23 protein-coding genes and 2 pseudogenes are annotated in these 25,564 nt (G+C 40.5%); 5 read left to right on the top strand and 20 right to left on the bottom strand.

The genetic code is table 11. From position 1 onward, the window contains the following. Nucleotides 1-783 (bottom strand): T9SS type A sorting domain-containing protein, encoded by a 783-nt coding sequence (locus MTP09_RS10625; RefSeq protein ID WP_243548382.1) that lies wholly within the window; start codon nt 781-783, stop codon nt 1-3. Then, nucleotides 750-920: a hypothetical protein gene (locus MTP09_RS10630; protein WP_243548383.1), complete on the bottom strand. Its 171-nt coding sequence runs from the start codon at nt 918-920 to the stop codon at nt 750-752. Before MTP09_RS10630 ends, MTP09_RS10625 begins: the two co-directional genes overlap by 34 nt. A gap of 343 nt (nt 921-1,263) precedes the next feature. Here MTP09_RS10630 and asnB point away from each other — a divergent pair, with 343 nt between their 5' ends. Then, nucleotides 1,264-2,934, top strand: coding sequence for an asparagine synthase B (asnB, locus tag MTP09_RS10635; protein WP_243548384.1), 1,671 nt, complete (start codon nt 1,264-1,266; stop codon nt 2,932-2,934). Nucleotides 2,935-3,739: 805 nt separating this feature from the next. On the opposite strand, the pseudogene MTP09_RS14580 reads toward asnB, so the two are convergent. The 8 genes and pseudogenes from MTP09_RS14580 to MTP09_RS10675 all read right to left on the bottom strand — a co-directional run. Continuing rightward, nucleotides 3,740-3,920 (bottom strand): annotated as a pseudogene (locus MTP09_RS14580) (YkvA family protein); the annotation flags it as partial. A 67-nt stretch (nt 3,921-3,987) separates the two neighbouring features. Then, nucleotides 3,988-5,235: a CinA family nicotinamide mononucleotide deamidase-related protein gene (locus MTP09_RS10645; RefSeq protein WP_243548386.1), complete on the bottom strand. Its 1,248-nt coding sequence runs from the start codon at nt 5,233-5,235 to the stop codon at nt 3,988-3,990. A 247-nt stretch (nt 5,236-5,482) separates the two neighbouring features. Continuing rightward, a complete protein-coding gene (locus MTP09_RS10650; RefSeq protein WP_243548387.1) occupies nt 5,483-6,025 on the bottom strand; it encodes a lipocalin family protein in 543 nt (180 codons plus the stop codon). Between the two features lie 14 nt (nt 6,026-6,039). Further along, nucleotides 6,040-6,684 carry a ligase-associated DNA damage response endonuclease PdeM gene (pdeM, locus tag MTP09_RS10655; protein ID WP_243548388.1) on the bottom strand — a complete coding sequence of 215 codons (645 nt, stop codon included), beginning with the start codon at nt 6,682-6,684 and terminating at the stop codon, nt 6,040-6,042. A gap of 168 nt (nt 6,685-6,852) precedes the next feature. Beyond that, nucleotides 6,853-9,303, bottom strand: coding sequence for a ligase-associated DNA damage response DEXH box helicase (locus MTP09_RS10660; RefSeq protein WP_243548389.1), 2,451 nt, complete (start codon nt 9,301-9,303; stop codon nt 6,853-6,855). Nucleotides 9,304-9,626: 323 nt separating this feature from the next. Continuing rightward, nucleotides 9,627-11,207, bottom strand: coding sequence for an ATP-dependent DNA ligase (locus MTP09_RS10665; protein WP_243548390.1), 1,581 nt, complete (start codon nt 11,205-11,207; stop codon nt 9,627-9,629). Then, nucleotides 11,204-12,262: a ligase-associated DNA damage response exonuclease gene (locus MTP09_RS10670; RefSeq protein WP_243548391.1), complete on the bottom strand. Its 1,059-nt coding sequence runs from the start codon at nt 12,260-12,262 to the stop codon at nt 11,204-11,206. Before MTP09_RS10670 ends, MTP09_RS10665 begins: the two co-directional genes overlap by 4 nt. A gap of 1 nt (nt 12,263) precedes the next feature. After that, nucleotides 12,264-13,469, bottom strand: coding sequence for an NAD(P)/FAD-dependent oxidoreductase (locus MTP09_RS10675; protein WP_243548392.1), 1,206 nt, complete (start codon nt 13,467-13,469; stop codon nt 12,264-12,266). Between the two features lie 317 nt (nt 13,470-13,786). Between MTP09_RS10675 and MTP09_RS10680 the strand changes: the two genes are divergently transcribed. Then, the gene (locus MTP09_RS10680; protein WP_243548393.1) at nt 13,787-14,296 is read left to right on the top strand and encodes a pyridoxamine 5'-phosphate oxidase family protein; all 510 of its coding nucleotides are present in this window, start codon (nt 13,787-13,789) and stop codon (nt 14,294-14,296) included. Between the two features lie 72 nt (nt 14,297-14,368). Here the strand turns inward: MTP09_RS10680 and MTP09_RS10685 are convergent, their stop codons facing one another. From MTP09_RS10685 to MTP09_RS10695, 3 genes are all read right to left on the bottom strand, one after another. Beyond that, on the bottom strand, nt 14,369-15,205 hold the full coding sequence (locus tag MTP09_RS10685; RefSeq protein WP_243548394.1) for a dienelactone hydrolase family protein: 837 nt from the start codon (nt 15,203-15,205) through the stop codon (nt 14,369-14,371). A 179-nt stretch (nt 15,206-15,384) separates the two neighbouring features. Beyond that, a complete protein-coding gene (lipA, locus tag MTP09_RS10690; protein WP_243548395.1) occupies nt 15,385-16,251 on the bottom strand; it encodes a lipoyl synthase in 867 nt (288 codons plus the stop codon). A gap of 46 nt (nt 16,252-16,297) precedes the next feature. Next, nucleotides 16,298-16,855 (bottom strand): RNA polymerase sigma factor, encoded by a 558-nt coding sequence (locus tag MTP09_RS10695; RefSeq protein WP_243548396.1) that lies wholly within the window; start codon nt 16,853-16,855, stop codon nt 16,298-16,300. 167 nt (nt 16,856-17,022) lie between these two features. Here MTP09_RS10695 and MTP09_RS10700 point away from each other — a divergent pair, with 167 nt between their 5' ends. Then, nucleotides 17,023-17,319, top strand: coding sequence for a hypothetical protein (locus MTP09_RS10700; RefSeq protein ID WP_243548397.1), 297 nt, complete (start codon nt 17,023-17,025; stop codon nt 17,317-17,319). 48 nt (nt 17,320-17,367) lie between these two features. Beyond that, nucleotides 17,368-17,508 (top strand): DUF2683 family protein, encoded by a 141-nt coding sequence (locus MTP09_RS10705; protein ID WP_243548398.1) that lies wholly within the window; start codon nt 17,368-17,370, stop codon nt 17,506-17,508. A 191-nt stretch (nt 17,509-17,699) separates the two neighbouring features. Here MTP09_RS10705 and MTP09_RS10710 read toward each other — a convergent pair whose 3' ends face one another. From MTP09_RS10710 to MTP09_RS10735, 6 genes and pseudogenes are all read right to left on the bottom strand, one after another. Further along, nucleotides 17,700-18,113: a cytochrome C gene (locus MTP09_RS10710; protein ID WP_243548399.1), complete on the bottom strand. Its 414-nt coding sequence runs from the start codon at nt 18,111-18,113 to the stop codon at nt 17,700-17,702. Nucleotides 18,114-18,153: 40 nt separating this feature from the next. Then, entirely contained in the window at nt 18,154-18,414 is a 261-nt protein-coding gene (locus MTP09_RS10715; protein WP_243548400.1) for a hypothetical protein, read from the bottom strand. Nucleotides 18,415-18,423: 9 nt separating this feature from the next. Further along, nucleotides 18,424-19,416 (bottom strand): cbb3-type cytochrome c oxidase subunit II, encoded by a 993-nt coding sequence (locus tag MTP09_RS10720; RefSeq protein ID WP_243548401.1) that lies wholly within the window; start codon nt 19,414-19,416, stop codon nt 18,424-18,426. 8 nt (nt 19,417-19,424) lie between these two features. After that, nucleotides 19,425-21,176 carry a cbb3-type cytochrome c oxidase subunit I gene (locus MTP09_RS10725; protein ID WP_243548402.1) on the bottom strand — a complete coding sequence of 584 codons (1,752 nt, stop codon included), beginning with the start codon at nt 21,174-21,176 and terminating at the stop codon, nt 19,425-19,427. A gap of 48 nt (nt 21,177-21,224) precedes the next feature. Then, on the bottom strand, nt 21,225-21,659 hold the full coding sequence (locus tag MTP09_RS10730) for an RrF2 family transcriptional regulator (protein ID WP_243548403.1): 435 nt from the start codon (nt 21,657-21,659) through the stop codon (nt 21,225-21,227). Nucleotides 21,660-21,784: 125 nt separating this feature from the next. Next, nucleotides 21,785-22,662: pseudogene (locus tag MTP09_RS10735) on the bottom strand (DUF72 domain-containing protein). Between the two features lie 149 nt (nt 22,663-22,811). Here MTP09_RS10735 and MTP09_RS10740 point away from each other — a divergent pair. After that, nucleotides 22,812-23,075, top strand: coding sequence for a DUF2024 family protein (locus MTP09_RS10740; RefSeq protein ID WP_243548404.1), 264 nt, complete (start codon nt 22,812-22,814; stop codon nt 23,073-23,075). Nucleotides 23,076-23,163: 88 nt separating this feature from the next. On the opposite strand, the gene MTP09_RS10745 is transcribed toward MTP09_RS10740, so the two are convergent. Continuing rightward, the gene (locus MTP09_RS10745) at nt 23,164-25,500 is read right to left on the bottom strand and encodes a fibronectin type III domain-containing protein (RefSeq protein ID WP_243548405.1); all 2,337 of its coding nucleotides are present in this window, start codon (nt 25,498-25,500) and stop codon (nt 23,164-23,166) included. Nucleotides 25,501-25,564 lie beyond the last annotated feature (64 nt).

The following is a 25,564-nucleotide window of genomic DNA, read 5'->3' on the forward strand; positions in this document are numbered from 1 at the left end:
TTAATTCTTGATAAACTTGGAAGTTATAATTCCATTCTCTGTTTGAAGTTTAATGATATACAATCCTTTTGCAAGGTTTGAGACCTGTATTTTCTTCACATTATTTTCAGTTGCGGTAAGCATCTTTCCACTGAGATCGTATATCTCGACTTTTGTAATTTTTTGGTCCGTCTGAATGTTCAGGATATCTGATGTCGGGTTTGGATAAAGCGTCGCAATGAAAGTTTTAGACTCTCCCGTACCAAGAATGAATGTCTGGGTTACAGTGATTGTTTTAGATGGTACTCCAGTTCCCGAAAACAATACGCTTGCAGATCGGTTACTTCCAGTGTCGTTGGTTGTTGGAGCCATGATGATTTTAGCATTGAAAATTATAAAGGTATCCTGTCCGTCGGTAACGCATTTAACCTTTGGATTTCCCGAAAAATAATCACCCGCAAGTTGACTCACCCAAACCGCATTACCGCTGCTGTCTATTTTGAGAAGGAAAGACTGAGCATTTGGTGTAGAGGCAATCGTTGTGCTACCCGCACTAATGCTACCGGAAAACTGACCGTAAACATAGATGTTCTCAGATGAATCTACATGTGCGTATCTGGGAGTGATAATTCCTTTATTACCAGCATTGAATGTCTTTGCCCATACATTAGAACCATCTGAAACTGCTAATTTCAGAACAAAAAGATCATCCAAACCAACAGGATTTGCCGATAATCCGTTAATTCCAATTTCAGAAGAGTTCGTCGTGCCTACTGCAAATGGCTGTCGGTAGTTTCTACCCAAGACAACATATTGCCCTTCTTAGAATTGAGCTGCATCAACCTTGTATTGAGCGGTGCAGTCTGTGCATTTATGCTGATTCCTGTCGCAAGTGTAAAACTTAAGAGCAAAACACTGTAAGCTAATAGATTTATTCTCATTTAAAAAATATTTACTACCCGCAAATATTAAAATTGATCTTACAAAAAATAAACTGAAGTATTAAACTTTATTAAAAGCTCCACATTCTCTCAACTTAAAAAATTTAACCAAAAATAGGTGGAAAAACAATCCATTCCTTTAATTATTTCTAAATATCATATAATTATAATATTTTTTAAACTTTTTGAAAATAATTATTTCATTACATAAACATTCTCTTTATTATTGCATCATAATTTTAACAAACAAAACTTTAGTTCCGAAACTTCTACTGAAACGAACTTGAAACTTCTTGCCTGCTGCAAGCAGGGAAACTCGGAACTTGAAACAAAAAATTGATTTATGTGCGGAATAGTATGCCTGTTTGATGCAAAACAAAAAACCGAAACCTTAAGACCACAGATACTCGAAATGTCGAAGAAGATCCGCCACCGCGGTCCCGACTGGAGCGGAATCTTCCAAAACGAAAAAGTAATTTTCTCCCATGAACGACTGGCGATTGTGGATCCCACTTCTGGGAAACAGCCGCTTTTTACCAAAGATGGAAAAGTGGTTCTCGCCGTAAATGGTGAAATCTACAACCACCAGGAACTGAGAAAGGAATTCCCCGATTACGAATTCCTGACCAACTCCGACTGCGAGGTGATTCTCGCCCTTTACCGAAAATATGGAAAGGACTTTCTCGAAAAACTCAACGGGATTTTCGCCTTTGCCTTATACGACATTGAAAACGACATCTACCTCATCGGTCGCGACCACATGGGAATCTGCCCGCTTTACCAAGGGTGGGACAGAAACGGAAATTACTACGTCGCATCCGAACTCAAAGCGCTGGAAGGAGTGTGCAAAACCATCGAAGTATTTCTTCCCGGTCATTTTCTTTACAGCAAAGACGGTTTCGAAACGCAGCAATGGTACCACCGCGACTGGCAGGATTTCGAAAATGTCAAGGACAACGAAACCGATATTTCAGGAATCAGAAAAGCACTCGAGGATGCGGTTCACCGCCAGTTGATGACCGATGTTCCGTATGGAGTTTTGCTTTCGGGCGGACTGGATTCTTCCATCATCGCGGCCGTTACGGCAAAATACGCACGAAACAGAATTGAGAGCGGCGACACTCAGGAAGCGTGGTATCCGCGGCTGCACAGTTTCGCGGTGGGCTTGAAAGGTTCACCCGATTTGGTGGCGGCCCAGAAAGCGGCGGATCATATCGGCTCCATCCACCACGAAATCCACTTCACGGTTCAGGAAGGACTGGATGCGGTGAAAGACGTTATCTACCACCTCGAAACTTATGATGTAACGACGGTTCGCGCTTCAACGCCGATGTATCTTTTGGCGAGAGTCATCAAATCGATGGGAATCAAAATGGTACTTTCAGGCGAAGGCAGTGACGAACTTTTTGGTGGCTACCTCTATTACCATAAAGCTCCGAACGCGAAAGAATTCCATGAGGAAACCGTGAGAAAACTTGGTAAGCTGCATCTTTACGATTGTTTAAGGGCCAACAAAGCATTGATGAGTTGGGGTGTTGAAGGACGCGTTCCCTTCCTCGACAAAGAGTTTATCGACGTTGCGATGACCATCAATCCAAAAGACAAAATGGTGGACAAACCCACGGAAAAAATGGAGAAATGGGTATTGAGAAAAGCATTCGAAGATCTGCTTCCTGACTCCATCGTTTGGCGCCAAAAAGAGCAGTTCAGCGACGGTGTCGGCTATTCATGGATCGACTCCCTAAAAGCAAAAGCCGAAGAAGAAGTTTCCGACGAAATGATGGCGAACGCAAGATTCCGTTTCCCGCTGAACACCCCGCAAAACAAAGAAGAATACCGCTACAGAACCATTTTCGAGGAACTCTTCCCAAGCGAAACCGCCGCAGCGACGGTTCCATCAGTTCCATCGGTTGCCTGTTCCACTCCTATCGCCTTAGAATGGGACGAAGCATTCAAAAAAATGAACGATCCAAGCGGAAGAGCTGTGGTTTCTGTTCATGAGGATTCGTACTAAAAGTCCGAGGTCCGATGACGGAAAATGGTGAGTTGGTGAATTGGAGTGTGGGTGAGTCAATAAATGAGTAATGGGTGATCGATAAGTCGTGAATGGCAGTTCGCTGCGCTGTGAATTTCTTCGAGTGAATTTCTATGTGCAATCTGAAAATTTTGGAACTAAAACTAAAACAATATAGGTTTCATAGGGTTTCAAGCGCACATCGTCGTGAAAAACTTTCATATCGGATAAATGACTGTCCATAATTTATTGTTTATAATTGACGCTAATGTCAAAGTGCATAACGACAAAACATGACGGTTTTCTGTAAGTTTTTTTTGAAAACTTTTTTGCATTAAGACTTTTTTAAAAACTTGTAATTTCCAATAAGTTTCCTATTACGTAGGGATGTAAATATTGCCTGTGATTCTACGTGGAAAGTTGACTAAAACGAATTATGAAGTGCACACTTAATTAGCGGATTTATCCACAATCTTTGCTTAACTAAATCTGGATGGTGAAAAATAATCTTTGAGTTTGAATTTTTATGAAGAAATCATTTGTGCATTAGTGGCAAAAATGCAGCGCTCGCTTAATCAGCAAATTTATTTGCAATCTTCGCTTAACTCAATGTGAAGCGTGAAAGTGAATCTTTGCGGTTAAAGAATTCCAAATTCACATGCCTATTCTTATTAAGCTTATTTCCAGAATTTTAAATAAAAAAAAACCACCACAAAGACATAGATTAAAATTATCGGCAAAGCGTAAAACCATTTCTTCTGAAGTTTTTCATTGTCTTCAGATTTCGTTTTAAGGTCTTCAATGATTTCTTTCGGGATTAATGAAATGGTAATTTTAATTAAAACAGGAACCAATATCAAGTCATCTAATAGTCCTAAAACTGGGATGAAGTCAGGGATCAGATCAATCGGGCTTAGTAAATATCCTACCGTAACTGCTGCAAAAATCTTGGCTAAAAGTGGCGTCCTTTTATCAAACAAAGCGAGATAAACGGGAATGGCGTTGCTTTTCAGCTCCCTTGCTTTTTCTTTGAGTTTCTGTAGAAGTGCCATTTCAATGGTGCACCAAAATTGCTACCAAATCCTGTAAAACCCGCTGTGAAACGAAATTCGCAAAATCATTGCGCTCGAAATGCGGCAGGTAAAGTCGGTTGGTTTTTTCAAAATCTTTCACTCGAATCGAATAATAAACCGTTCCAATTTCGTTATTAAATTCATCAGAATTCGGACCCGAAACTCCCGTCGTGGAAAGCGAAATATCGGTTTTGAATAATCCTTGGCAACCCAAACTCATTTCCTGCGCAACTTCTTCGGAGACAACTGTTTTGTCCGCAATCGTTTGTTCGGAAACGCCTAGAATTTCTACTTTTTTGTGATAGTCATAGGGAATAATTCCACCCAGAAAATATGTTGAACTTCCCGAAACCGAAGTAATCAACCGCGCCAATTCTCCGCCGGTACAGCTTTCCGCGGTAGAGAGAGTGAGTTTTTTTTCAGTCAAAATTTCTTTCAGAATCTCCTGAATATCGTTACCGTCCCAGGAAATCACTTTTTCCGAAATATAGGGTTTGAGTTTTTCGATCCGCAAATCCATTTCTTTTTCAAGTTCCTTTTCATCAGTTCCGCTTCCTGTGATTCGCAGTTTGATGCGGTTCCCAATCGGAAGATAAGAAAGCGAAATATTTTCAGGGAGCGCAAGTTCCCAATCTTCGATGGTTTGCGACAATAAGCTTTCGGGAACATCGACCACCGAAACAATCCTCGTTAGAATATGGTTGAGCGAAAATTTCCTGGCGAGAAAGGGAATTATTCTGTCTTTGATTAAAGGTTTCACTTCGTAAGGAACTCCTGGAAGACAAAAAGCAATCTTCCCGTTTTCTTCGATCATCATGCAGGGAGCGGTTCCGTTTTCGTTTTGGATAACTTTCGCTTTCGACAAAACCACCGCCTGATTATTATTGATTTCCAAAAGATGTTCGCGCTTTCTTTTGATGAGCAGTTTTTTCAAATGCTCGAAAGTTTCTTCATCCAAAACCAGTTCGTCATTGAAAAATTGAGCGTACGCAGCTTTGGTTTTGTCGTCTTTCGTAGGTCCAATTCCACCTGTAGTAATCACCAAATCCGCCATTTCAAAAGCAGATTTCAAAGCAGCGACAATCGTATCGACCTCATCAGAAACCGTAAAAATCTGCAACACCGGAATTCCGATTTTCTTCAGTTCCGATGCAATAAAATTAGAATTGGTATCGATGGTATTTCCCGACAAAATTTCGTCACCGATCGTGATGAGTGCTGCCTTCATAAAAAACTTTCCACAAATTTCGGCTTTATTTGAAAACTGTGATTCAATAATCAAAAAAAATTGCCACTAATGCACGAATTTTAATCCATAAATAGGAAAATTAATACTGCAATTTTTTTTTGACCACAAGTCACAAAGGAATAAGTTGAATAATGCAGCTATTCAAAAGAACAAAAAACGTATATTTCAACATAGCTTCTATGGCTAAAATTGTACTGAAAAAAATTCGTGCATTAGTGGCAAAAATTTATTGAGCGTGTTCCACCCAAATCAGGTTTTCCGTTTTGTAGCCGAGTTTTTTGGCTTTTTCTAAAAACCGTTGTTTAAAACTTTCAGGAATGGTTTTCTCACGCGAAAGAATCCACAGATAATCCAGATTATTTCCAGCAACCAAGGCATATTGGTAATTTTCCTCGATATCAATCACGTTGTAACCTGCCCAAATCGGTTTGAAAAAAGAAACCTTCAAACGTGCTTCTGTAGGTTCATTGACGAATTTTGCCTCACCAATGCTTTCTTTCCATTTGTTTTTCACGTAATCGAAACCTTTGTTATCGACTTTGATATTTCCGTTTTCTTTCAAAGAATAAGTGGCGGTGACGTTGTTCATATTTCTTTCGAAACGGTAATCAAAACGCGCAATTTCATACCATTTCCCAAGATATTTTTTAGAATCGAAATTCTGAACAGCTTTTGCACCGTCAGGAATTCCCACCGAACATGAATTAAAAATGAGCAGACCTAAAATTCCCAAAGAAACGGGAACCGCAATTTTTGTAAAATTTTTCATAGAATATTTTTCACCTAAACTTCAAAAACAGTGCCTTTTGTAAATGCGATATATTTAAAATTGTCTTTAAGTGTCTTGGTGTCCAAACCTGTAAATTTGCTGAACGCAGGTAAAATAATCTGATTTTCAGAAATTGCAAAACACGACAACTTCACCGCCTGTTTCGCTTTTCCGTAAAAGACAATTCCGGGATGAATATGACCTGAAATCGTGAATTTTTCATTGCCATTTTCAGGTTCGTGAATAAAAGTAAACGGCGGAATTTCGATAGAATTTTCAACACAATCAATGCAGTTTTCATGATAAAATTTTTCAGAAATTCGGTCGTGATTTCCTTTCACCAAAATAATTTTCAAGTGTGAAAAACGGTTTCGCCATTCGCAGAAAATTTCCAGATCGCTGTTTTCTCCGGCGTGAAATAAATCGCCGACAATCATAATTTTTTCAGCTTCAAACTGAAGGATTAGCTTTTCGAGCACTATCAAATCATCCAACAAAATTTCCGACGAAACCGCAATTCCATATTTACGGAAATGCGCCGATTTTCCAACATGCAAATCACTGATAATCAACATTTTTTCACGTTCCCAAAAGATGGCTTTTTGGTTGGTGAAAATCAAGGTTTCATTCTGGATAATTTTTGAAAGGGTTTGAATCATTCTTAAATGGAAATTTCTATTGTAATGCTGAAATTTCTTGACAGGGATTAAATATTATTTGTTTTAAAATTTAAAATTATTTACACTAAAAAATGTGATTAACGATTAATCTTGAAATGTGACAAATCTTAACATGCGATGAATCTTGACACGCGATAAATCGCGTCTCTACGACCGGCGTTTCATCGATTCCTTCTGCATTCGCAAAATTTTCGCATCCAAATCTTCACTTGACAAACTTTGGCGCAAACTGTCCACTTTTATGGGAAAACTTAACGGCGTAAAAGCGTTCGCAAATTTCAGAATAATTTTGGAATTCTCGATTCTTTTGAATGCTTCCATCAAACGGTGTTCGTCGATTTGTTGGTTGAAAACTTCGGTATAGGCTTGCTTCAGCAATAAATTTTCGGGATTGTAATCTTCCAGCACATTGAAAATTAAACCCGAACTTGCCTGCAAACTTTTATTGTTTTTCTGAATTCCGGGATAATTCTGAACCACCATTCCCGAAATCACGGCGATATCGCGGAATTTTCTTCTTGCCATTTCCGTCGCGTTTACGCTGCTCAAGACATCCTGAATTAAATTTTCTTTGGATAAAATTTTCTTTAAATTCTCTTCATTAATTGGGATTTCCTGCGAACTCAACAGTTCAAAACCGTAATCGTTCATCGCCATAGAAAACGAAATCGGAGTGATCTTCGAAATCCTGAAAGCAATCAAAGCCGACATCACTTCATGAATCAGTCTGCCTTCAAACGGATAGATGAAAAGATGGTGTCCATCGCGGGTTTCAATCATTTCAACCAAAAATTCATCATCTTTCGGAATGTGCGAATTTTCTTCCTGATCTGCCAAAAGCGGATGCAGAAATTTCAGTTCTTTTTCTGAAGATTTCGCCTGTAAAGAATCCGAAAGTTTCATCCTTAAAAACTGACTCAAATAAGAAGTCAACGGCAATCTTCCACCTAAATAACTCGGAATCTGCGCCTTACCTTTTGAATTTCTTACATAAACCGTCATTTCCTTGATGTGCGAAATCTCCAAAACGCGACCTGCCAAAATAAATCTATCGTCGGGTTTTAGTCGTGAAATAAAATATTCCTCAATCATCCCGATATAACCACCGCCGACAAATTTTACCTTAAGCATTGAATCACTGACAATTACACCAATATTCATTCGGTGAAGCATCGCAATTCTGCGGTTGATAACTTTATAGATTCCGTCTTCGATGACCACTTTATGGTATTCCTGATAATTTTTCAAAGCACCGCCACCAACGGTGATGAATTGGAGCAAACTTGCCCATTCTTCCTCAGAAATTTCCCGAAACGCAAAAGTATTTTTGATTTGATTAAAAAGCTTTTTTTCCTCAAAACCGTCTCCAACCGCCAAAGTCATCAGAAACTGAACAAGCACATCAAACGTCATCACCTGCGGAATTCGGGGCTCGATTACTTTCTGTTTGATGGCTTCCTTCAACGCCGAAACCTCGATTAATTCAAGAGAATGGGTAGGAACAAAATAAATTTTTGAAGTTTCAAAAGGTGAATGACCGCTTCTTCCGGCACGTTGCAAAAATCGCGCAACACCTTTACTCGAACCGATTTGAATTACGGTATCAACAGGTTTAAAATCCACACCCAAATCCAAAGAGGAGGTAGAAATCGCGGCTTTTAAATAGCCGGAACTCAAATTTTCCTCGATCCAAATCCTGAGTTCGCGGTCGATAGAACTGTGATGAATCGCGATTTGTCCGGCAAAGTCGGGATGTTCTTTCAACAGCATTTGGTACCACATTTCCGCCTGACTTCGCGTATTGGTAAAAACCAAAGTCGTCTTGCTTTCCAAAATAATCGGTACGACTTTATCGACGAGTTTCGCGCCTAAATGTCCTGCCCACGGAAGAATTTCAACTTCGTCGGGAAAAACCGGCAGAATGTCGATTTTCTTTTTTTCTTTCGCGACTACTTTTGTTTTTCTGATTTTATACGGAATTAAAACTTCCATCGCCTCATCGAGATTGCCGATGGTTGCAGTGATTCCCCAAATTTTCACATTTTTCTGATATGCCAAAATCTGCGACAAAGCGAGTTCCACCAAAACGCCGCGTTTCGAGCCGAGAAGTTCGTGCCACTCATCAACTGCGACACATTTTAGATTTTTAAAAAACCTCTGATTATTTTTTTGAGCCAAAAGCAGCTGCAAACTTTCGGGAGTGATGATGAGAATTTCGGGCATTTTCTTGGTCTGCGAAACCCGTTCAGATTGTGGCGTGTCTCCGTTTCTTACGGCAACTTTCCAGTCGAGACCAATTTCGTCGATCGCTTCTGTCATTGCCTTTGCAATATCTTTTGCCAAAGCTCGAAGCGGCGTGATCCACAATAATTTTAAGCCGTCCTTATAATTTTCGGGATGGTTCAGAAAGTCAATAATCACTGCCAAAAACACAGAAAAAGTTTTCCCAAAACCAGTTGGAGCAATGACCATTCCGCTGTAATTTTTTCCAAATTTTTCCCAGGTTTCCTGCTGAAAACCGAAAGGCGCAAAACCTTTTTCATCCAGCCAATTTTGGATGATTTTGAAACCTTCGGTATTTTGGAAATTTTCGGGCATATTCTTGCTTTTGAATTTTTTTACTTATGCATTTTAGTCGATGTTTGTCTTTAATAATCGATAGCGCCTTCGTTTTGCTTTTGGCTGGAGCATAATAATAAAACAATTAAACTTGGTTTGGCTTTGCGAGTAATATTTCTCGCAAAGATCGCGAAGAGATATTTTAACAAAAAACCGCATATTTTAAGATAAACAATGGCACTTCGTTTAACAATGCTACACAAAGTCTCTTATAAAACCTTCTAATTCAACCTAAATAAATATTAAGCTAAATGTACTGGCTGATTGTGATGAACTAAGAAAATTCTCATTTGAAAATAATCTTAGCGAATCAGTTTTTTCACTTCATCAATATCGTCTATTTCATCCACCGTTTTATCTCGTCGCCAACGAACGATTCTCGGGAAACGCAATGCTACTCCACTTTTGTGGCGGTTGCTGAAACCAATTCCTTCAAAGGCAATTTCAAAAACCAGTTCGGGTTTCACCGTTCGAACCGGCCCGAATTTTTCCAGAGAATTTTTCGTCACAAACTTGCTGACTTCCATAATTTCCTTGTCGGTAAGTCCAGAATATGCTTTTGCGATCGTTACCAATTGATCTTCTTTTTTCACGGCGAAAGTGTAGTCGGTGTAATAACCGCTCCTTCTTCCGCTGCCTTTTTGGGCGTAAATCAAAACGGCATCGATTGTTAAGGGATCGACTTTCCATTTCCACCAGTCGCCTTTTTTTCTTCCTGAATGATAAAGCGAATCTTTCTGTTTCAACATCAAACCTTCGCTGTTGTTTTCTCTTGATTGGGAGCGGATTTCGGTTAATTCATCCCAATTTTCAAACTGAATTTTTTCAGAAATCCTAATGTTTTCGTGGGGATTTTCAGTGACCAATTTTTCAAGGATTGCTCTTCTTTCCGACAAAGGTTTTTCACGTAAATCTTCTCCATTAAATTCCAAAACATCGTAAACAAAGGCTTTCACGGGAATTTCCTTCAGCATTTTTGCAGTGATGGTTTTTCGGTTGAGCCGTTTTTGTAATTCATTGAAATTTAAAACTTCATCATTCATCACCGCCAAAATTTCACCATCCAAAACGAAATTTCCGTTGAAATTTTCCATTGCGGAAACCAATTCGGGAAACTGCGGCGTCACCAATTCTTCTCCACGCGACCAAAGAAAAATTTCGTTATTTCTTTTAATTAACTGTCCGCGAATTCCATCCCATTTGTATTCCGCTTGCCAATTTTCGGGAGCTCCAAGTTCGTGAATCTCTTTATCAATCGGATAAGCCAGACAAAACGGATACGGTTTTGAATTATCGGGATTAATGTTTTTTCCCTGAATTAAATCTTCAAAATTAACTTCATCCAAATTCCATTTTCCCATAATACTGTGCATCAGCTGATTGGAGTCAATCTCGGAATATTTCGACAACGCATTGATTAAGAGTTTTTTGGAAACGCCAATCCGAAAACTTCCGCCAATTAATTTGTTGAAGATAAAACGTTCGGTATAATCCAAACCGTTCCAACTTTCGAGAACATATCTTTTCTTTTCGTCATCGGTTTTATCCTTTAAATCAATGAGTTCCGACATCCATTGCGATAAAGATTTATCAATTTCGGTTTCGGGAGGCGGTAAAATTAGGGACAAAGTTTCGCCCAAATCTCCCACGGAAGAATAACTTTCCAGAAAAAGCCATTCGGGAAGCTGAATAATTTCCAACGCCCATAATTTTAAAAGATTCGTATTCACGGGTCTTTTCGGACGTTTTCCGGTGAACAATGCAAGAAACCAAAGTTTGTCATTTTCGGGAGCGGTTTGTAGGTAATGAACCATCGCATCGATTTTTGCGTTGGTTTTATTGGTGCTTTCCAGTGATGATATGAGTTGGGCGAAATATTTCAAATTTTACTGTCGGCTTTCAGCGTTCCGCTTTCGGCACTTGTTTTGGGGTTTTCAAGAATTTCTTTTTCTTCGGTTTCTTCGTCGCCGAAAATGGTTTTTACAGGTTCGGCACTGATTCCGATTTCATTCAGGTATTTTGCAAAAACCTCTGTTTGTCCGTGTGTGACGTGAACTTTCTCGGCACCCGTTGCTTTTACGGTTTCGAGAAGTCCGTTCCAATCGGCGTGATCGGAAACGGCAAAACCTGCATCCGCAGAACGCCATCTTCGGGAACCTCGAACCTGCATCCAGCCTGAACAGATACCTGTCGCTCGGTTCGGAATTTTCCTGATTAAATTAGAATCCAGCAAAGCAGGCGGAAGAATCACAATTTCCTGATCGAGTTTTTTTAAATCATCATTAAAGTAAACAGTTTCATAATCAGGAAGTTGAATTCCAGAAGATTCAATCGCCTCATTAATTTTCGCGATGGAATGGTGGACAAAAATTTTTCCGTAACCTTCCAAAGATTTCATAATCCGCTGCGCTTTTCCTAATGAATAGCCGATGAATACAGAGGTTTTTCCCTGTTCGCGATTTTTCGATACCCACGTTTTCATCTGTTCGGAATACTGATCGGGAGAAAGCCAATTATAAATCGGCAAACCGAAAGTACTTTCGGTAATGAATTCGTTGCATCTCACCAATTCAAAAGGAGTGGAAAGTCCGTCATCCTGAACTTTGTAATCGCCTGAAAACACGGTAACAAAACCTTTGTATTCCATCCTAATCTGCGCGGAACCAACGATGTGTCCCGCAGGAAAAAATGAAACTTTCACTCCATTGATATTGAGTTCTTCACCATATTCCACACTTTGAACTTCAATATCTTCACTGATTCTGTGCTTTAAAATGGGTTTGGTAAAATGGTGGCACAAATATTTTTTCATTCCCCATCTTGCGTGATCGCCGTGTGCGTGGGAAATCACCGCCAAATCAACGGGACGCCACGGATCGATGTAGAACTTTCCAGGGACGCAGTAAATGCCTTTGTTGGTGAATTCGACGAGTTTCATATTATCTACCGAATTTAAAAAATTCTGTCAAGAGATGCTTCCTGTTTTTCATAAAATCAGACGTCATTTCCATTCCTGTGACGGAAAAAGTGATGCCGTTTCCGCCAAAACCTAAAACGAAATAGGAATTCTTGAAATTTTTGTGTGTTCCGATATAAGGAAGTCCATCTTTGGTTTCGCCGAAAGTTCCTGCCCAAGTAAAATCGGTGTAAAACTGAAAATCGGGCAAAATTTTCTTTAAGTTTTTAAGGATTTCCTTTTCCTTTTTTGTGAGTAATTCGTCGCGTTTTTGGGGGTTCTGAAAATCTTCGTCGCCACCGCCGATTAATAAGCGGTTGTCGTCGGTTGTCCGCATATAAAGGTATGGTTCATCGGTATTCCAAAAAAGAGTGTTGTTTAAACTTCCTAATTTTTTTGGTTCGATTTCAGAAACGATGGCGTAAGTGCTTTTCAGTTTTACGAAACTTTCCTTAATTAAATTTTTGCTTTCGTAGCCGATACAGTAAATGATTTTCTTTGCCTTTATTTTGTGATTTTCGGTGGTGAAAACTTCGTTAAATGTTTTGTGGTATTTCACAGATTTCATTTCGGTTTTGTCGAAAATTTTCAGTCCTTTTTTGGCATTAAATTCCAACAGTTCGTGTGCAAATTTAAAAGCATCGATACTTGCTCCCTGTTCGGAAAGAATCCCGCCAAAAGTTTTTTGAAGACCGAATTTTTTCCAAATCTGTTCAGGTTCGAGCCATCTTACTTTGAAACCGTATTTCTTTCTCGCTTCAAATTCTTTTTTGAGCCAGGAAACATCTTTCTTCTTTGCAGCAAAATAAAGCGAATCTTTTTTGGTGAAACCCGCTTTCGATTTGATTTCTTTGGAAATTTTTGCGAGCTGATCGATGGATTCCGAACAGGCTTTATAGCTTTCAACCGCACCTTTTTCACCAATTTTTTGGATGAGTTCGTAAAGCGGAACATCGATTTCGTACTGCAGCATGGAAGTGGTTGCTGAAGTGCTTCCGTTGGAAACTTCCCGTTTGTCGATGAGGATGGTTTTGTGGCCGTCTTTCACCATTTGATGCGCAATTAAGCTTCCTGTGATTCCGCCGCCGATAATGAGGACGTCGCAGGATTCGTCGTTTTTCAGGGAGGGATAGGATGAAATGATTCCGTTTTTTACGAGCCAGAAAGGTTCGTTTGATTTGAGATCCATACGTTTATTTCTGTCAGTGTTTACAAAAACTGCGCCTTAAATATATCTTTAACAACTATGAACTTAAAAATTATCGATAAAAATGTTTTAAGATTTATTTAACAGATGAAAACCAAATTTTAATGTTATGGTTTAATTGTTGTTTGGAAGAAATAGTTTCCGTCGAAAGAGAAACTGAATGAACTTTTAGTCCCGATTGAAGCGGCATCCTTTTGCGTAACGAAGTGCAGCAAAAGATAAAGCGGAAAGCGGTCCGAAAGTGGAAGAAAGCAAAAACCTTGTTACTCCAAATAAAAACCAACACAAAAAATATTATTATGTCAACAGAAAATTTAAGCCAAAAAGAAGCGATAGCCAAATTGAAAGAGCTTTCGGAAAGCGCAAGAATGTGTATGTTCTGCACCAATCTGGAAACGTTGCCAATTGCGGCGCGACCGATGAGTCTGCGCGAAACCGACGAGGATGGAAACCTGTGGTTCCTGAGCAGTGCGGACAGCAACAAGAATTTTGAAATTGCGGAAGACAACCGTGTTCAGCTGCTTTTTATGAATAATTCGAATTCGGAATATCTTTCGGTTTTCGGTAAAGCGTTTGTTTATCGCGATAAAGCCACGATTGAGGAAAAATGGACGCCGCTTGCAAGCGCGTGGTTCGAGGAAGGAAAGGACGATCCGAAGGTTTCGGTGATTCGGGTGACGCCCGATGAAACGTATTATTGGGACACGAAAGCAGGGAAACTGGTGTCTTTTCTGACTTTTGCTGCGGCTGCAATTTCAGGAAAAAAGACCGACAACAGCGATGGAGTCGAAGGAAAGCTCCATATATAAAAAAATTTCGGGCGTGATTAAGTTGCGCCCGATTTTTTTGTGAATGTGATTTTTTCGCCTTTTTAAGGAATATTATTTGAAAATCTCCGCCAGAAACTTCTTCATTTCCTCCCAGGATTTTTCGTCGGCATCTTTATTATAGCCGATCTGCAGATTAAATTTCTTTCCCATTTCGGTTGCATCAGGATTGGTGAAAGAATGCAGTGCACCTGGATAATTCACGAATTTGTATTTGGTTCCTGCGCTGTCCATTTCTTTTTTGAACGCTTCAATTTCCTTTGCGGGAACAAAAGAATCCGCTTCACCATTCAGCACGAGATACTGTACTTTTTTGTTTTTTGCACGGATTCCCGTTTCAAGATTCCCATGGAAACTCACGACACCTCTGAAATCGTCAGAAATCCTGCCCATATTCAGCGCCTGAGCTCCACCAAAACAGTAGCCGATGATCGCCATTTTGCTGTAATCTGCTTTTTCAGAAAGAATTACCTGATGTTTCGCCGCATCAAACATTCTTCTCGCATCGATCGGAACTTCATAGAAATGCGAAGAAAGTTTGTTGGCTTCTTCGGGATTATCGACCACTTTGGAGTCGCCGTAGTAATCAACTCCCACCGCGAAATATCCGAGTTCGGCAAGTTGCTTCACGCGTCTTTTGGCATAATCGTTCAAACCCCACCATTCGGGAAGTACGAAAACTACTGGCAAAACTCCCTTTAAATCTGGATTATAGGCAGCAAACGAGCGATGGGTAACTCCGTTGATTTCTGTTTTCAACTCTTCGGTTTTGATGTTGCCGGATGTTTCATGATTGCTTGTAGTTACCGCATTTTCAGAGGTAGTTTTTTCTTTACAGGCAAAAGAGAAAAGAAAAACGAGGGCAAAAGTGCAGATTCGGAATGTTTTCATAATTATTTCTTTTTGAATGGGTTTTTAAAGATAATTAATTTTTTGGATTAATGTTTTTAAAAAAGATCACAAAAGATTACCACTAATGCACGAATTGATTAATAAAATGGCTTCATCTAATCTGTGATTTGTATAGAAGACAATCCTTTATTTAGGCAAATCGTGGTTTGTCCGTACGGTTAATGAATGTGCTTTTCTGCGTGGTAGGAGCTTCTCACCAAAGGTGAACTTTCCACATGTCGGAAACCGAGCTGTCGCGCAAAATCCCCGAATTCATTGAATTCTTCAGGAGTAATGAATTTCTTCACCGGAAGATGTTTCTTCGTCGGCTGCAGATATTGCCCGATTGTGATCACATCGACATTCGCTTTTCGGATGTCTTCGATCGTTTCGAAAACTTCGTCTTTTTCTTCGCCCAAACCGAGCATCAAACCGGTTTTGGTTCGTCGCTGTCCCGCTTCTTTCAGGTATTTCAGCACCTCTAAACTTCTTTCATATTTCGCCTGGATACGAACTTCACGGGTTAATCTTTTCACCGTTTCCATATTGTGCGAAATGACTTCGGGAGCAACTTCGATCATTCTGTCAAGATGTTTGTGGATTCCCTGAAAATCTGGAATCAACGTTTCCATTGTAGTTCCTGGAGAAATTCTTCTCACGGCGTTCACCGTTTCCGCCCAAAGAATGGAACCCATGTCTTTCAAATCGTCGCGGTCAACCGAAGTGAACACGGCATGCTTGATTTTCATTAACTTAATGGAACGCGCCACTTTTTCAGGTTCGTCCCAGTTGACGTCGAGTGGTTTTCCTGTTTTCACCCCGCAGAAACCGCAGCTTCTGGTGCAGATATTTCCCAGAATCATAAAGGTTGCCGTACCTTCTCCCCAACATTCGCCCATATTCGGACAGCTTCCGCTTTGGCAAATGGTGTTGAGTTTATATTTATCGACCAAAGTTCGCAGCTCGCGGTAATTTTTCCCAGTGGGAAGTTTTACTCGGATCCATTTGGGTTTTTGGCTTAAAGTTTCGGTGGTATTTTCTGGCATTTTTCTTTTGGTAAACGACAAATTTACGAATTAAAATATTAGCGGATCAGTCGTTGAATTCGGTATCTTTCAGTAACTCGGCCAGTACTTTTTTGGCGCGCATAATCCGCACTTTCGTATTGGCGACGGTGAGGTTCAGTTCCTCGGCGATTTCTTTGATGCTTTTTTCTTCAAAAAAACGTAACCTTATGATATCCTGATAATTGGAATCCAAGCTTTCGATCACGGCAAGGATTTGTTTCTGGTCTTCTTCGGAAATCAACAGTTCTTCGGGAGAGCGGGCAAACTGGTTTTTTATTCCCTCAAAATTATCGAAAGCGTCCTCATTTTCGCGCGCTTTTTTCCGCCAGTAATCGATGACCGTATTTTGAGCGATGGTTAGGACCCACGTCTTGAACTGGAAATTCGGGTCATACATCTCGAGTTTTGCGAGGACTTTAGAAAAAACGGAAACCGTGATTTCGTCGGCAACATTTTCGTCCTGCACCTTCTTCATCACAAAACTGAAAACATCCACCCAAAAAGCGTTGATGAGCTTGGTTTGTGCTTTCTGGTCTTTTAGTTTTGCAAGAGAGATGAGGGAAAGGAGCTGGTTTTTTTCCATTTGAGCAAAGATAGGGAAACATTTAAATTTAAGGGATTAAGAAATTAAGAGATTAGGAGATTAGGAAATTAGTAACTGATTTATTTCATGAAGATTTATGGATGTTCTGAAAATTCACTAACTTTAATTTTCCTACTATTGCAAAAAATATTTAAACATACAAAATTATGGGCGCTAAGAAAAAATATAAAAAACAGCTTTTGAAATCATTGAAAAACCTTGCATTTTCTGAACATCACCTGCTGGAAACGATGACAAACCTGATGCTTCTGAAGGAAATGAAAAAGAACAACATCACTTTCGAGAAGGGCGATACCTTTTCGTTTGAGGACAATATCTTCGACTACAGCGCGGATAAAAACATCAGAAAAATTGCGGCATTAAGAAAGAAAATGCTGAAAACAATGAACAAGATCGTAGACAAAAACAGCTTCAAGGACAAACAGATCGAGTTTTTGGCTTAAAATTTTCAAACAAAAATCCGCACTGTTGAATCTGAAAATCATCTCAAAATGGAAACTGTAAATATCACCGCTCAGATTACCGATAAATCCCAGATGGATGCATTGAAGGCGTTTCTCAAAGCATTAAAGATTAAGTTTGAGATTGAAAAAAAAGAAGAAAAACCTTACAATCCAGAGTTTTTTCAATGATTTCTGAAAGTCGGGCTCAATATGAAAGAGGAGAATATACAAGGGTAAAACCCGAAGATGTTGCACCGCATCGTGTACTAAGTTCAGGACGAAATTGTTAAGATCTACTCTTTGAGGAGACATTACGAATAAAATAAGAAAACGGCTTCAGTAACAGTTCTGAAGCCGTTTTCACAATTAAAAAATGAAAACTAATATGGATGTCCGTTAAAGTAAGTAATCCCGTAATAGGCGCCCCAAGCTGCGATGAGGATGATGATCACCCACATCCAAACAGGGACTGTCTGCGGCGTTTCGCTTCCTTCGATCACGAAGCTTTTCTGGCTGTCTTTGTCATAGGAATTGATCATCAGCGGAAAAGAGCCGTCCACAATATCATTTTCCTTTAATCCTTCGATACTGATCGAGGGACCGTTTTTCACCGTGAACTTGATCTTTCTGATTCCTTCCCTTCCTTTCGGGGATTTGCTGATGATTTTCAGCACGTGGTCACCGTCGGCCAGCTTCGAGGTGTCGAAATCGAAAACAATCGGCGTCTCGAGTTCGGCAATCGGTTTGGGATCGTCGTCGATGAATAAAAGGACTGAGGTTTTATCTTTGGTCATTGCATTACTGGTTGAGGTTGAGGTAAAGGAACTACAATGGTTATTCTAAAAAAGTGTACTTGATGTGGTTTTTGTCTTTTTCGCCCGGCTTCACGATATATTTTATCGAATAAATCAAGGTATAAACCGTAATCAAAGCGATGACCGCCACAATGAGCCAATCCCATCTGCTGTCGGGACCTGTTCCGTGTGTGAAACCCTGAGTTAACCGAGGTTGCTGCTGTTTACACGCTTCACAGGCGAAAGCAAGTTCCGCAACAAAAAGGAAAATAACGGCGATGATATATTTAAGGTTTTTCATAATAAGTTTTTATTTGATTTCGTCCATTATTTTTTTCACTTCTTCGGCGGTCACTTTTTTACCCTGATTTCCCCAACTCGTTCTTTCGTGGTTGATGAGCGCGGCAACCATTTCAGGAGTAAAGTTTGCTGCAGTTCCCACATCGGTCATCGTCGCATATTCTGGTCGGGCGTCGTAACCTTTCATAATGATGGTGACGTATAGCTTCAAATCTTCACCCAAAACGATCGGACTTCCTTTCAAAGGAGGGAACGCTCCAGCCAAACCTTCACCGTTTGCTTGGTGACACGCGACACAGTTGGCGTTGTAAATATCTCCTCCATCTGGTAATGCATCTCCACCTCCACTTGCGGCAACTGCCTTTTCCTTCTGCTTGTAAAGAAACTCTGGAGTCGGAGTTCCGTCGGGAAGTTTAACCTGTTTCAGTGCCTGAAGATAGGCAACGAGGTTCAGCGCGTCTTTTGTGGCTACGATTTTCTTATTCTTATTTCTTAGGAATTTGGCAGGAACTTTTACTTCGATATCGCCTTTTTCAACAAAGTCTTTTTCCACAAAAAGCCACGGATAAGCAGGCATCACCGATTGTTCCACAACTGCTCTCGGTTGGTAAAGGTGCAGCAAATGCCAGTCGATACTTGGCTGTCTTTCGCCGATATTCGTCAAGTCGGGACCTGTACGTTCGGAACCTAAAAGATTTGCAGTATTTTGCCATACGTCCATTCTTTCATTCATGGCATAATCTGCAGGAAGGTTTGGTCGGTTTCCGAAGGGTTTGTCCATATCGATACCTCTCACTTGTTGGGTGTGACAGGCGATACAGCCGTTTTCCACATACAGTGCTTTTCCGGCTTTCTGTTCTTTGGTTAAAGGTTTTGCATCAGGAAGCGGTTTGTAAACCTGCTGATTCTGAATGGCGGGTAAAATCGCGATATTCAGCGTGAGGAACAGGAAAAACAGCAACGCGGTCCAGAAAAGCAGTTTATGATTATTATAGAATTCCATGTTTGTCTTTATTTGGTTGGGATAAATTCGGTGTTCTGAAGTTGTTTCTTGGCTTCAAGAATTTCCGCGGGAGTTCTCGGGATCACCACGTCCTGTTTTTTGTTCACCATTTTATAAAAATTGTAGGCGAAAACAAAGTGCGAAATCCACATCATCGTTCCACCAATCGCCCTCCATAACCAGTATGGTGCCATCATCACCACACTTTCGATGAATGGTTTTTTCGCCATCCAAAGCAACCCTTTTTCTGTTGAGCCGATCATTAACGACATTATATAAATCATTAAACCTATTAAAGCCAGCCAGAAATGAATTCCCACCCAGAATTTCGGCGGTTCCTTTCCAGTAAGTCGCGGAACGAGCGTGTACGTAAACGCCCACAACATGAAGGTAATGATTCCGTACATCGTCATGTGCGAATGCGCCACGGTGAAGTCGGTGAAGTGCCAAATTAAATTGGTAAATCTGAATGCTTCCACCGTTCCCTGAAGCGAACCCGTGAAGTAGAAAATAATCCCGATCAGATAAAAAGGCAAAGTGTAGCTCGATTTCAGCTGATACCAAGCTCCATTGAAAGTGAGGATGAAGTTAGTGGAACCCGCAACAACAGGAATCACCATTCCAACGCTCGCTACGATGGCTACAGTCTGCATCCACCAAGGAATCGCGCTGAAAATAAAATGGTGACTTCCGATCAATGTATAAAATAGAATTTGTGTCCAGAATGCTAAAATCCCTAAACTGTATGAATAAATCGGTTTGTTAAGTTGCTGTGGCAGAAAGTAATACATGAGTCCGAGACTAAGGAACATGAACCACATTCCCACTCCTTGGTGCATATAATAACCCTGGATAATGGTTTCCGCCAAACCTTCTTGCCAAAACGGAAGATAGGCAACGAGCAGAATTACAATCACATACATCACCGCTGAAACGATATACCAGTTGGAAACGTAGATTTCCTTGGTTTTGCGCATCGCGATGGTTTTCAGGAAATTGTATAAAGATATCCCGATTCCTGCTGCAAAAAGCGCCATGATCGGCCAAATGTATTCTCTATATTCACCTCCTGCATTATTGATTCCCGCCATCAAAGACAGCGAACCTAAAATAACTGCGGTGTTCATCAGGATTAAAGTGTACCACCCTAATTTTAAACTGAAAATATCGACGTTGCTTACTCGCGGAATTACATAATAAGACAGACCGACCATCGCAAAGGAAGCCCATCCCCAAAAAACGAGATTGGTGTGAACGGGACGAAGTCTGCCGAAACTGAGCCAGCTCACATGATCCGCATCGGGTGCGACAAACTTGATTCCCAGATATTCACCCACTGAAGTTCCCACGATCAGCCATAAAACGGAAAAACCCAGAAAATAAAGAATGAGTTTTGCCGACTGTGGCGAAATATACTGCTGCGGAATCCCTCCCCTTTTGTGTGGGATCACCCGGATTTCCTCCACCGTATTGACATTGCTGATAATTCCCTTTTCATCAGATGGCGGCAAATTCCCTGAAAGTTCGTTTTCGGGAAGCCGGTACTCCATTTCCTTTCGGCGCTGCTCATACCGCTGAACCTCTTCGGGAGAAAGCGACTTGATCTTTTTCTGCATTTCCAGGAGTTCGCGTCGGCTTTTCAGTTCCCTGTAATTTCCATAGGTTTTGATGATGGCAATCACCAAACCCGCCAAAATCGGCAGCAAAATCAGCACGAGGGTAATCTGAATTCCCGACTCGCCAAATAATGAGTTGTTCATAAAGTAAAAGTTAGAGGATGTTTTTATCCTTTATTATGGTAAAAAAAACTATCTTTTCAAATAAGAGCTTCCGACAGCGACGTCTTCTGCCAATGCACGAAGCGTCGTTTTCTCGAGAGCTTCACGGATTTCTGCGCGAATGCCGACAAATTTATGGTGCAGCGGACAAGGTTTCTCAGCATTGCATTTCTGCAGTCCCAAGCTGCAATCTTCCAGCAAACTATTGCCATCAAGCGCGAAAACGATGTTCCAAAGCTTCACCCTTTCCAAATCGGAACCATCAACAAAGAAGCCGCCATTCGGACCTTTCATGGAACGGATGACGTTCGTCTTCGACAATTTCTGCAGAATCTTGGCGGTAAACGCTTCGGGAGAATCAATTGATTTCGCGATTTCTTTCTGGCTGACTTTCCTGTCTTTCAGCGACTGCTTCGCGATATAGATCGATGCCCTGATTCCGTATTCACACGATTTAGAAAACATTCTTTTTTAATAGCACTAAATTATTGAACAATGCGCAATAAAGGACTTTTTTATCTTTTATTTCATCTATGAAGATTATCGGTAAAACCGATAATGAAGATTCACAAAACAAATAAAAGATTATTTCAGAACTTATTCTTCACGTCCGCCATTATAGGAATATGGATATTTGTCCCGAATTCCTTGTTGATTCTCTCGATAAAATAAGCCGAAAGAAGCGGCGAAGCTTTCTCGATATTCTGGTGGACAAAGAAGTCAAGTTTTTCCAGTCCTTCTGCTTTCCATTTTTTGATCCGTTCGATCCAGTCGTCTAACCTTGTGTAGTCGCTTTCCGCATTTGCACCCACACAAATGCAACAGGAGTCGTCAAACACATGTGGAGCATATCCCTTCGTCCGGCGGTATCTACAATGATATTGGTGATGCTGTGTTCTTCAAAAAGCTGCATCGCCTTCTCGAAAACCTCCTTGTCGGAAAACCATTTTTCGTTTCTAAGCTCGATCGCCAAAGGAATTTCTTTAGGCCATTCTTTCACAAATTTGTCGATTCGGTCAAAATCTTTGGGTTGGAAGTTATCGTGAAGCTGCAGGAAAACCGTTCCCAATTTTTCATCAAAGTTCATCACCGAGGTTGCAAACTGTGTAACCACGTCCGTAATATTCAGCAACCTCCTGTAGTGCGAAACAGTGTTGGTAATTTTTGGGAAGAACTTGAAATTCTCGGGAGTCTTCTCTTTCCAAGTCAGCACCTGTTCAGGAGAGGGCATCCCGTAGAAAGTCGCATTCAGCTCGATGGAGTTGAACTGTGTCGCGTAATAGGTGAGCTCATCCTTTGTTCCTTTTGGATAAAAACCTTTAAGGTCGGTCTTGTTCCATTTTGCACAACCGATATTGATCTCCAAACCCTTCGATTTAGATTTCTTGAGGATTTCCGCAGTTCTCGGATGATCTTCAGGAAGGGAGAAATCGATTTTTGAGGGGTCGTCAACTTGTCCGAATTTCATGTTTCTTAACTTAAATGTTCACGTCATAAAAATACGGATTTTTCGACTTTAATTAAAAACAGAATAATCGCTTTTAAAAAAAATTAACAAGAAAAGGACAAAAACATCCGATTTATATTTTCTAACTTTACACCACAAAATACCATCTTATGAAAACAGCAGTTTGGGACACTTATGTGAAAAAACAAAATGGAGAAACGATGCATTTCGACCTCATCGTACCCGAAGAAATGACCGATCAGCAAACCATTTTCGGCTACGCAAAAGATTACCTGAAAAGCAAGAACCAGCCCTACGAAAACTTCGGTGCGGAACAGAGCAGGTTCTGCCACATCGAATCAGCAAAACCTTCAGTACAGGACGAAATCAAGAAGAAAGGGTACTATATTGTAGAAATGGAGGGATGTGATTAAAGAAATCCTCAACAATCTTATTAAAGAAATTCCATAAAAAAAGCGACAGTATAAAACTGCCGCTTCTTTTTTATTCTTTCGAAGTAGATTAGTTCTTAATCGCTTTAAACGATTTCACTGATCCATCCTCATAATGAAGTGTTACAAGATACATTCCTGATTTCAGATCCGAAAGTTCAATTCTTGCAGCCGGCTTCATTGATTTCACCTGTCTTCCTGAAATATCGGATACCGTAATGTTTTTCAATCCTTTGGTATCGGAAATATTCAGGTGGTCTTTGAACGGGTTCGGATAAATCGCTACGTTTGCTTTCGCAGTATTATCGGTTGCCATGATGGCTGCTACTTCAATCGTAATATTGTCAACTCCTAAATAATTCTGATCCGCATCAGAGTATGCATTAAAACCAAAATAATAAACCCCTGTAGTTGTCGGTGTAAAAGTTTTCGTTACAGTTGTTGCAGTGTTTCCGGTAATGTTAGGATGATCATTCAAGAGATTTGTCATTCCCGCAACAGTTGCAGTACTACCATAAGACACTTTCATTTTCTCTGTATATCCTCCACCAACGTACGTGTAGGTAATCTTGTACTCCGTACCACCTGTCAGGTTAATACCAGCTGTATAGAACCAGCTGTTTGCTGCACTGGTTGTGCTATAATTATACACCAACCATTTGCCCGGTAAATTAGCAGCACCGTTGTTATAGATTCTCCATGGGTTACCGCTTGTAGAAGTCGCTGTGGTACAGTTAGGAAGGTTTGGAACAGCAGCGTCTTCAAAATTTAAAGAATACGGAACTGAATAAGCCGCAGGACATTCAGTTGTAAATAGCGTACTATCGGTCCAAGAACTTTTTTCTGTTGGGGAGCAGATTGCACGCAACCAAACATAGTAATTAGTTCCTGCTGTAAGTCCTGAAATTAACTGAGATGTTCCGCTTACATTTTCGAAGCTTGGAACGGTGGTATCAGTTGGAGCAACTCCGGTTGTGTTGTAGTAGACATCATATCCTGTCGGTGTTGATCCCGCTGCTGGAGTCCAGATTACAGTTGCATCAGTTTGTGTTGAAGTCGCAGAGGTAATTGTCGGAATCAGACAAGCCGGAGCAGCATCAATGCTTATATCGTCAAGATAAAGATACGCCATATCTGCGTCGGAATGCGCATTAAATCCGAAATAATAAGTTCCGGAAGTAGTTGGCGTGAAATACGCAGTTTCAAGTGTAGATCCAGCTTGTGTAATAGTCACATAATCTGCAATTTCTGTCATGGCTGTATTTATAGGAGAGGTTCCGGCTGCAAGCTTCATTTTTTCCTGGTAACCTACATCCGAACTACCAACTCTGAATCTGATCATGTATTTGGTTCCGGCGGTTAGATTCATTCCCTGTGTATAAAACCAGGCATTTGCGGCATTAGTGGTATTATAGGAATATCTCAAAGTTTTGCCCGCTGAAAATCCGAATGTTGGATTGGCTAAAGTATAAGTTACCCAGTTGTTACCGGTTCCGGCATTCTGAACGGTGTGACAAGCAGGTATTGCAGGAGGTGTCACACTTTCAAAATTCTGAGCGTATGGTAATGTTGCTACTCCACAAAGCGTTGTGAAAGTAAGTGGAGAAGATGACCAGCTGCTGATATCAGAGCTTGAACATGCCGATCTTACCCAAACATAATACATCTTGTTACTCAACAAACCAGTAAGATTCTGAGATAATCCTGTAACTCCCGAAAAACTTGGTGTCGTAGCGGATGTAGGAGCGGTGTTTACATCACTGTAATAAACGTCATACCCGTTTGCAGGAGGCGTGGTAGAAGCTGTCCAGTTAACTGTTGCAGAATTGCTTGTAACCGAAGTCGCATTAAGCCCTGTAGGTGCATAACATGTTGCAACCTGGGATAAAACTACATCGTCAATAGTTAAATACCAGTCAGCAGCATTGGTATTATTACCTGTTATCCTAAACTTGAAGTTAGATCCAGTCGGCACTGCACCCGCAGCAATGGTTCCGGAAAATGAAGTACATAATGTAGAATGCGTGTTGATTTCAACCTGGCTACCAATCAAATTATAGGTTGTACCACCATCCGCAGAATACTCTACTCGCATATTGCCGCTCACGTTTGGAGACGTCGTGCTGAATCCTCTGGTAGAATATTTGAAAGAAACCGCTATTTCATTTCCGTTGGAATTTGCAGAGGTGTACACTGCATTCGCAGTAATGTTTGTAGTAGTGCCGTAAAGATTCTTTCTTATGGCAGCTGTTCCGGTACAAGGATACCCCGTAACAGTAGTACGTAAGAATCCGGTGTAAGTCCACCCAGCAGGTGTAGTCGTTCCCTCAAACCCCTCATTCACTGAGATTTGAGCACTCGCGGTGATTCCCAAAGCAATCATACAAGTCAGTAATAGTTTTTTCATAAAATAAAAATTAAGATTTCGTCAAATATATAGATTCTTTCTATATTATGCAACTTTTACATAA

The sequence above is a fragment of the Chryseobacterium suipulveris genome (genome assembly GCF_022811685.1).
Classification (GTDB): domain Bacteria; phylum Bacteroidota; class Bacteroidia; order Flavobacteriales; family Weeksellaceae; genus Kaistella; species Kaistella suipulveris.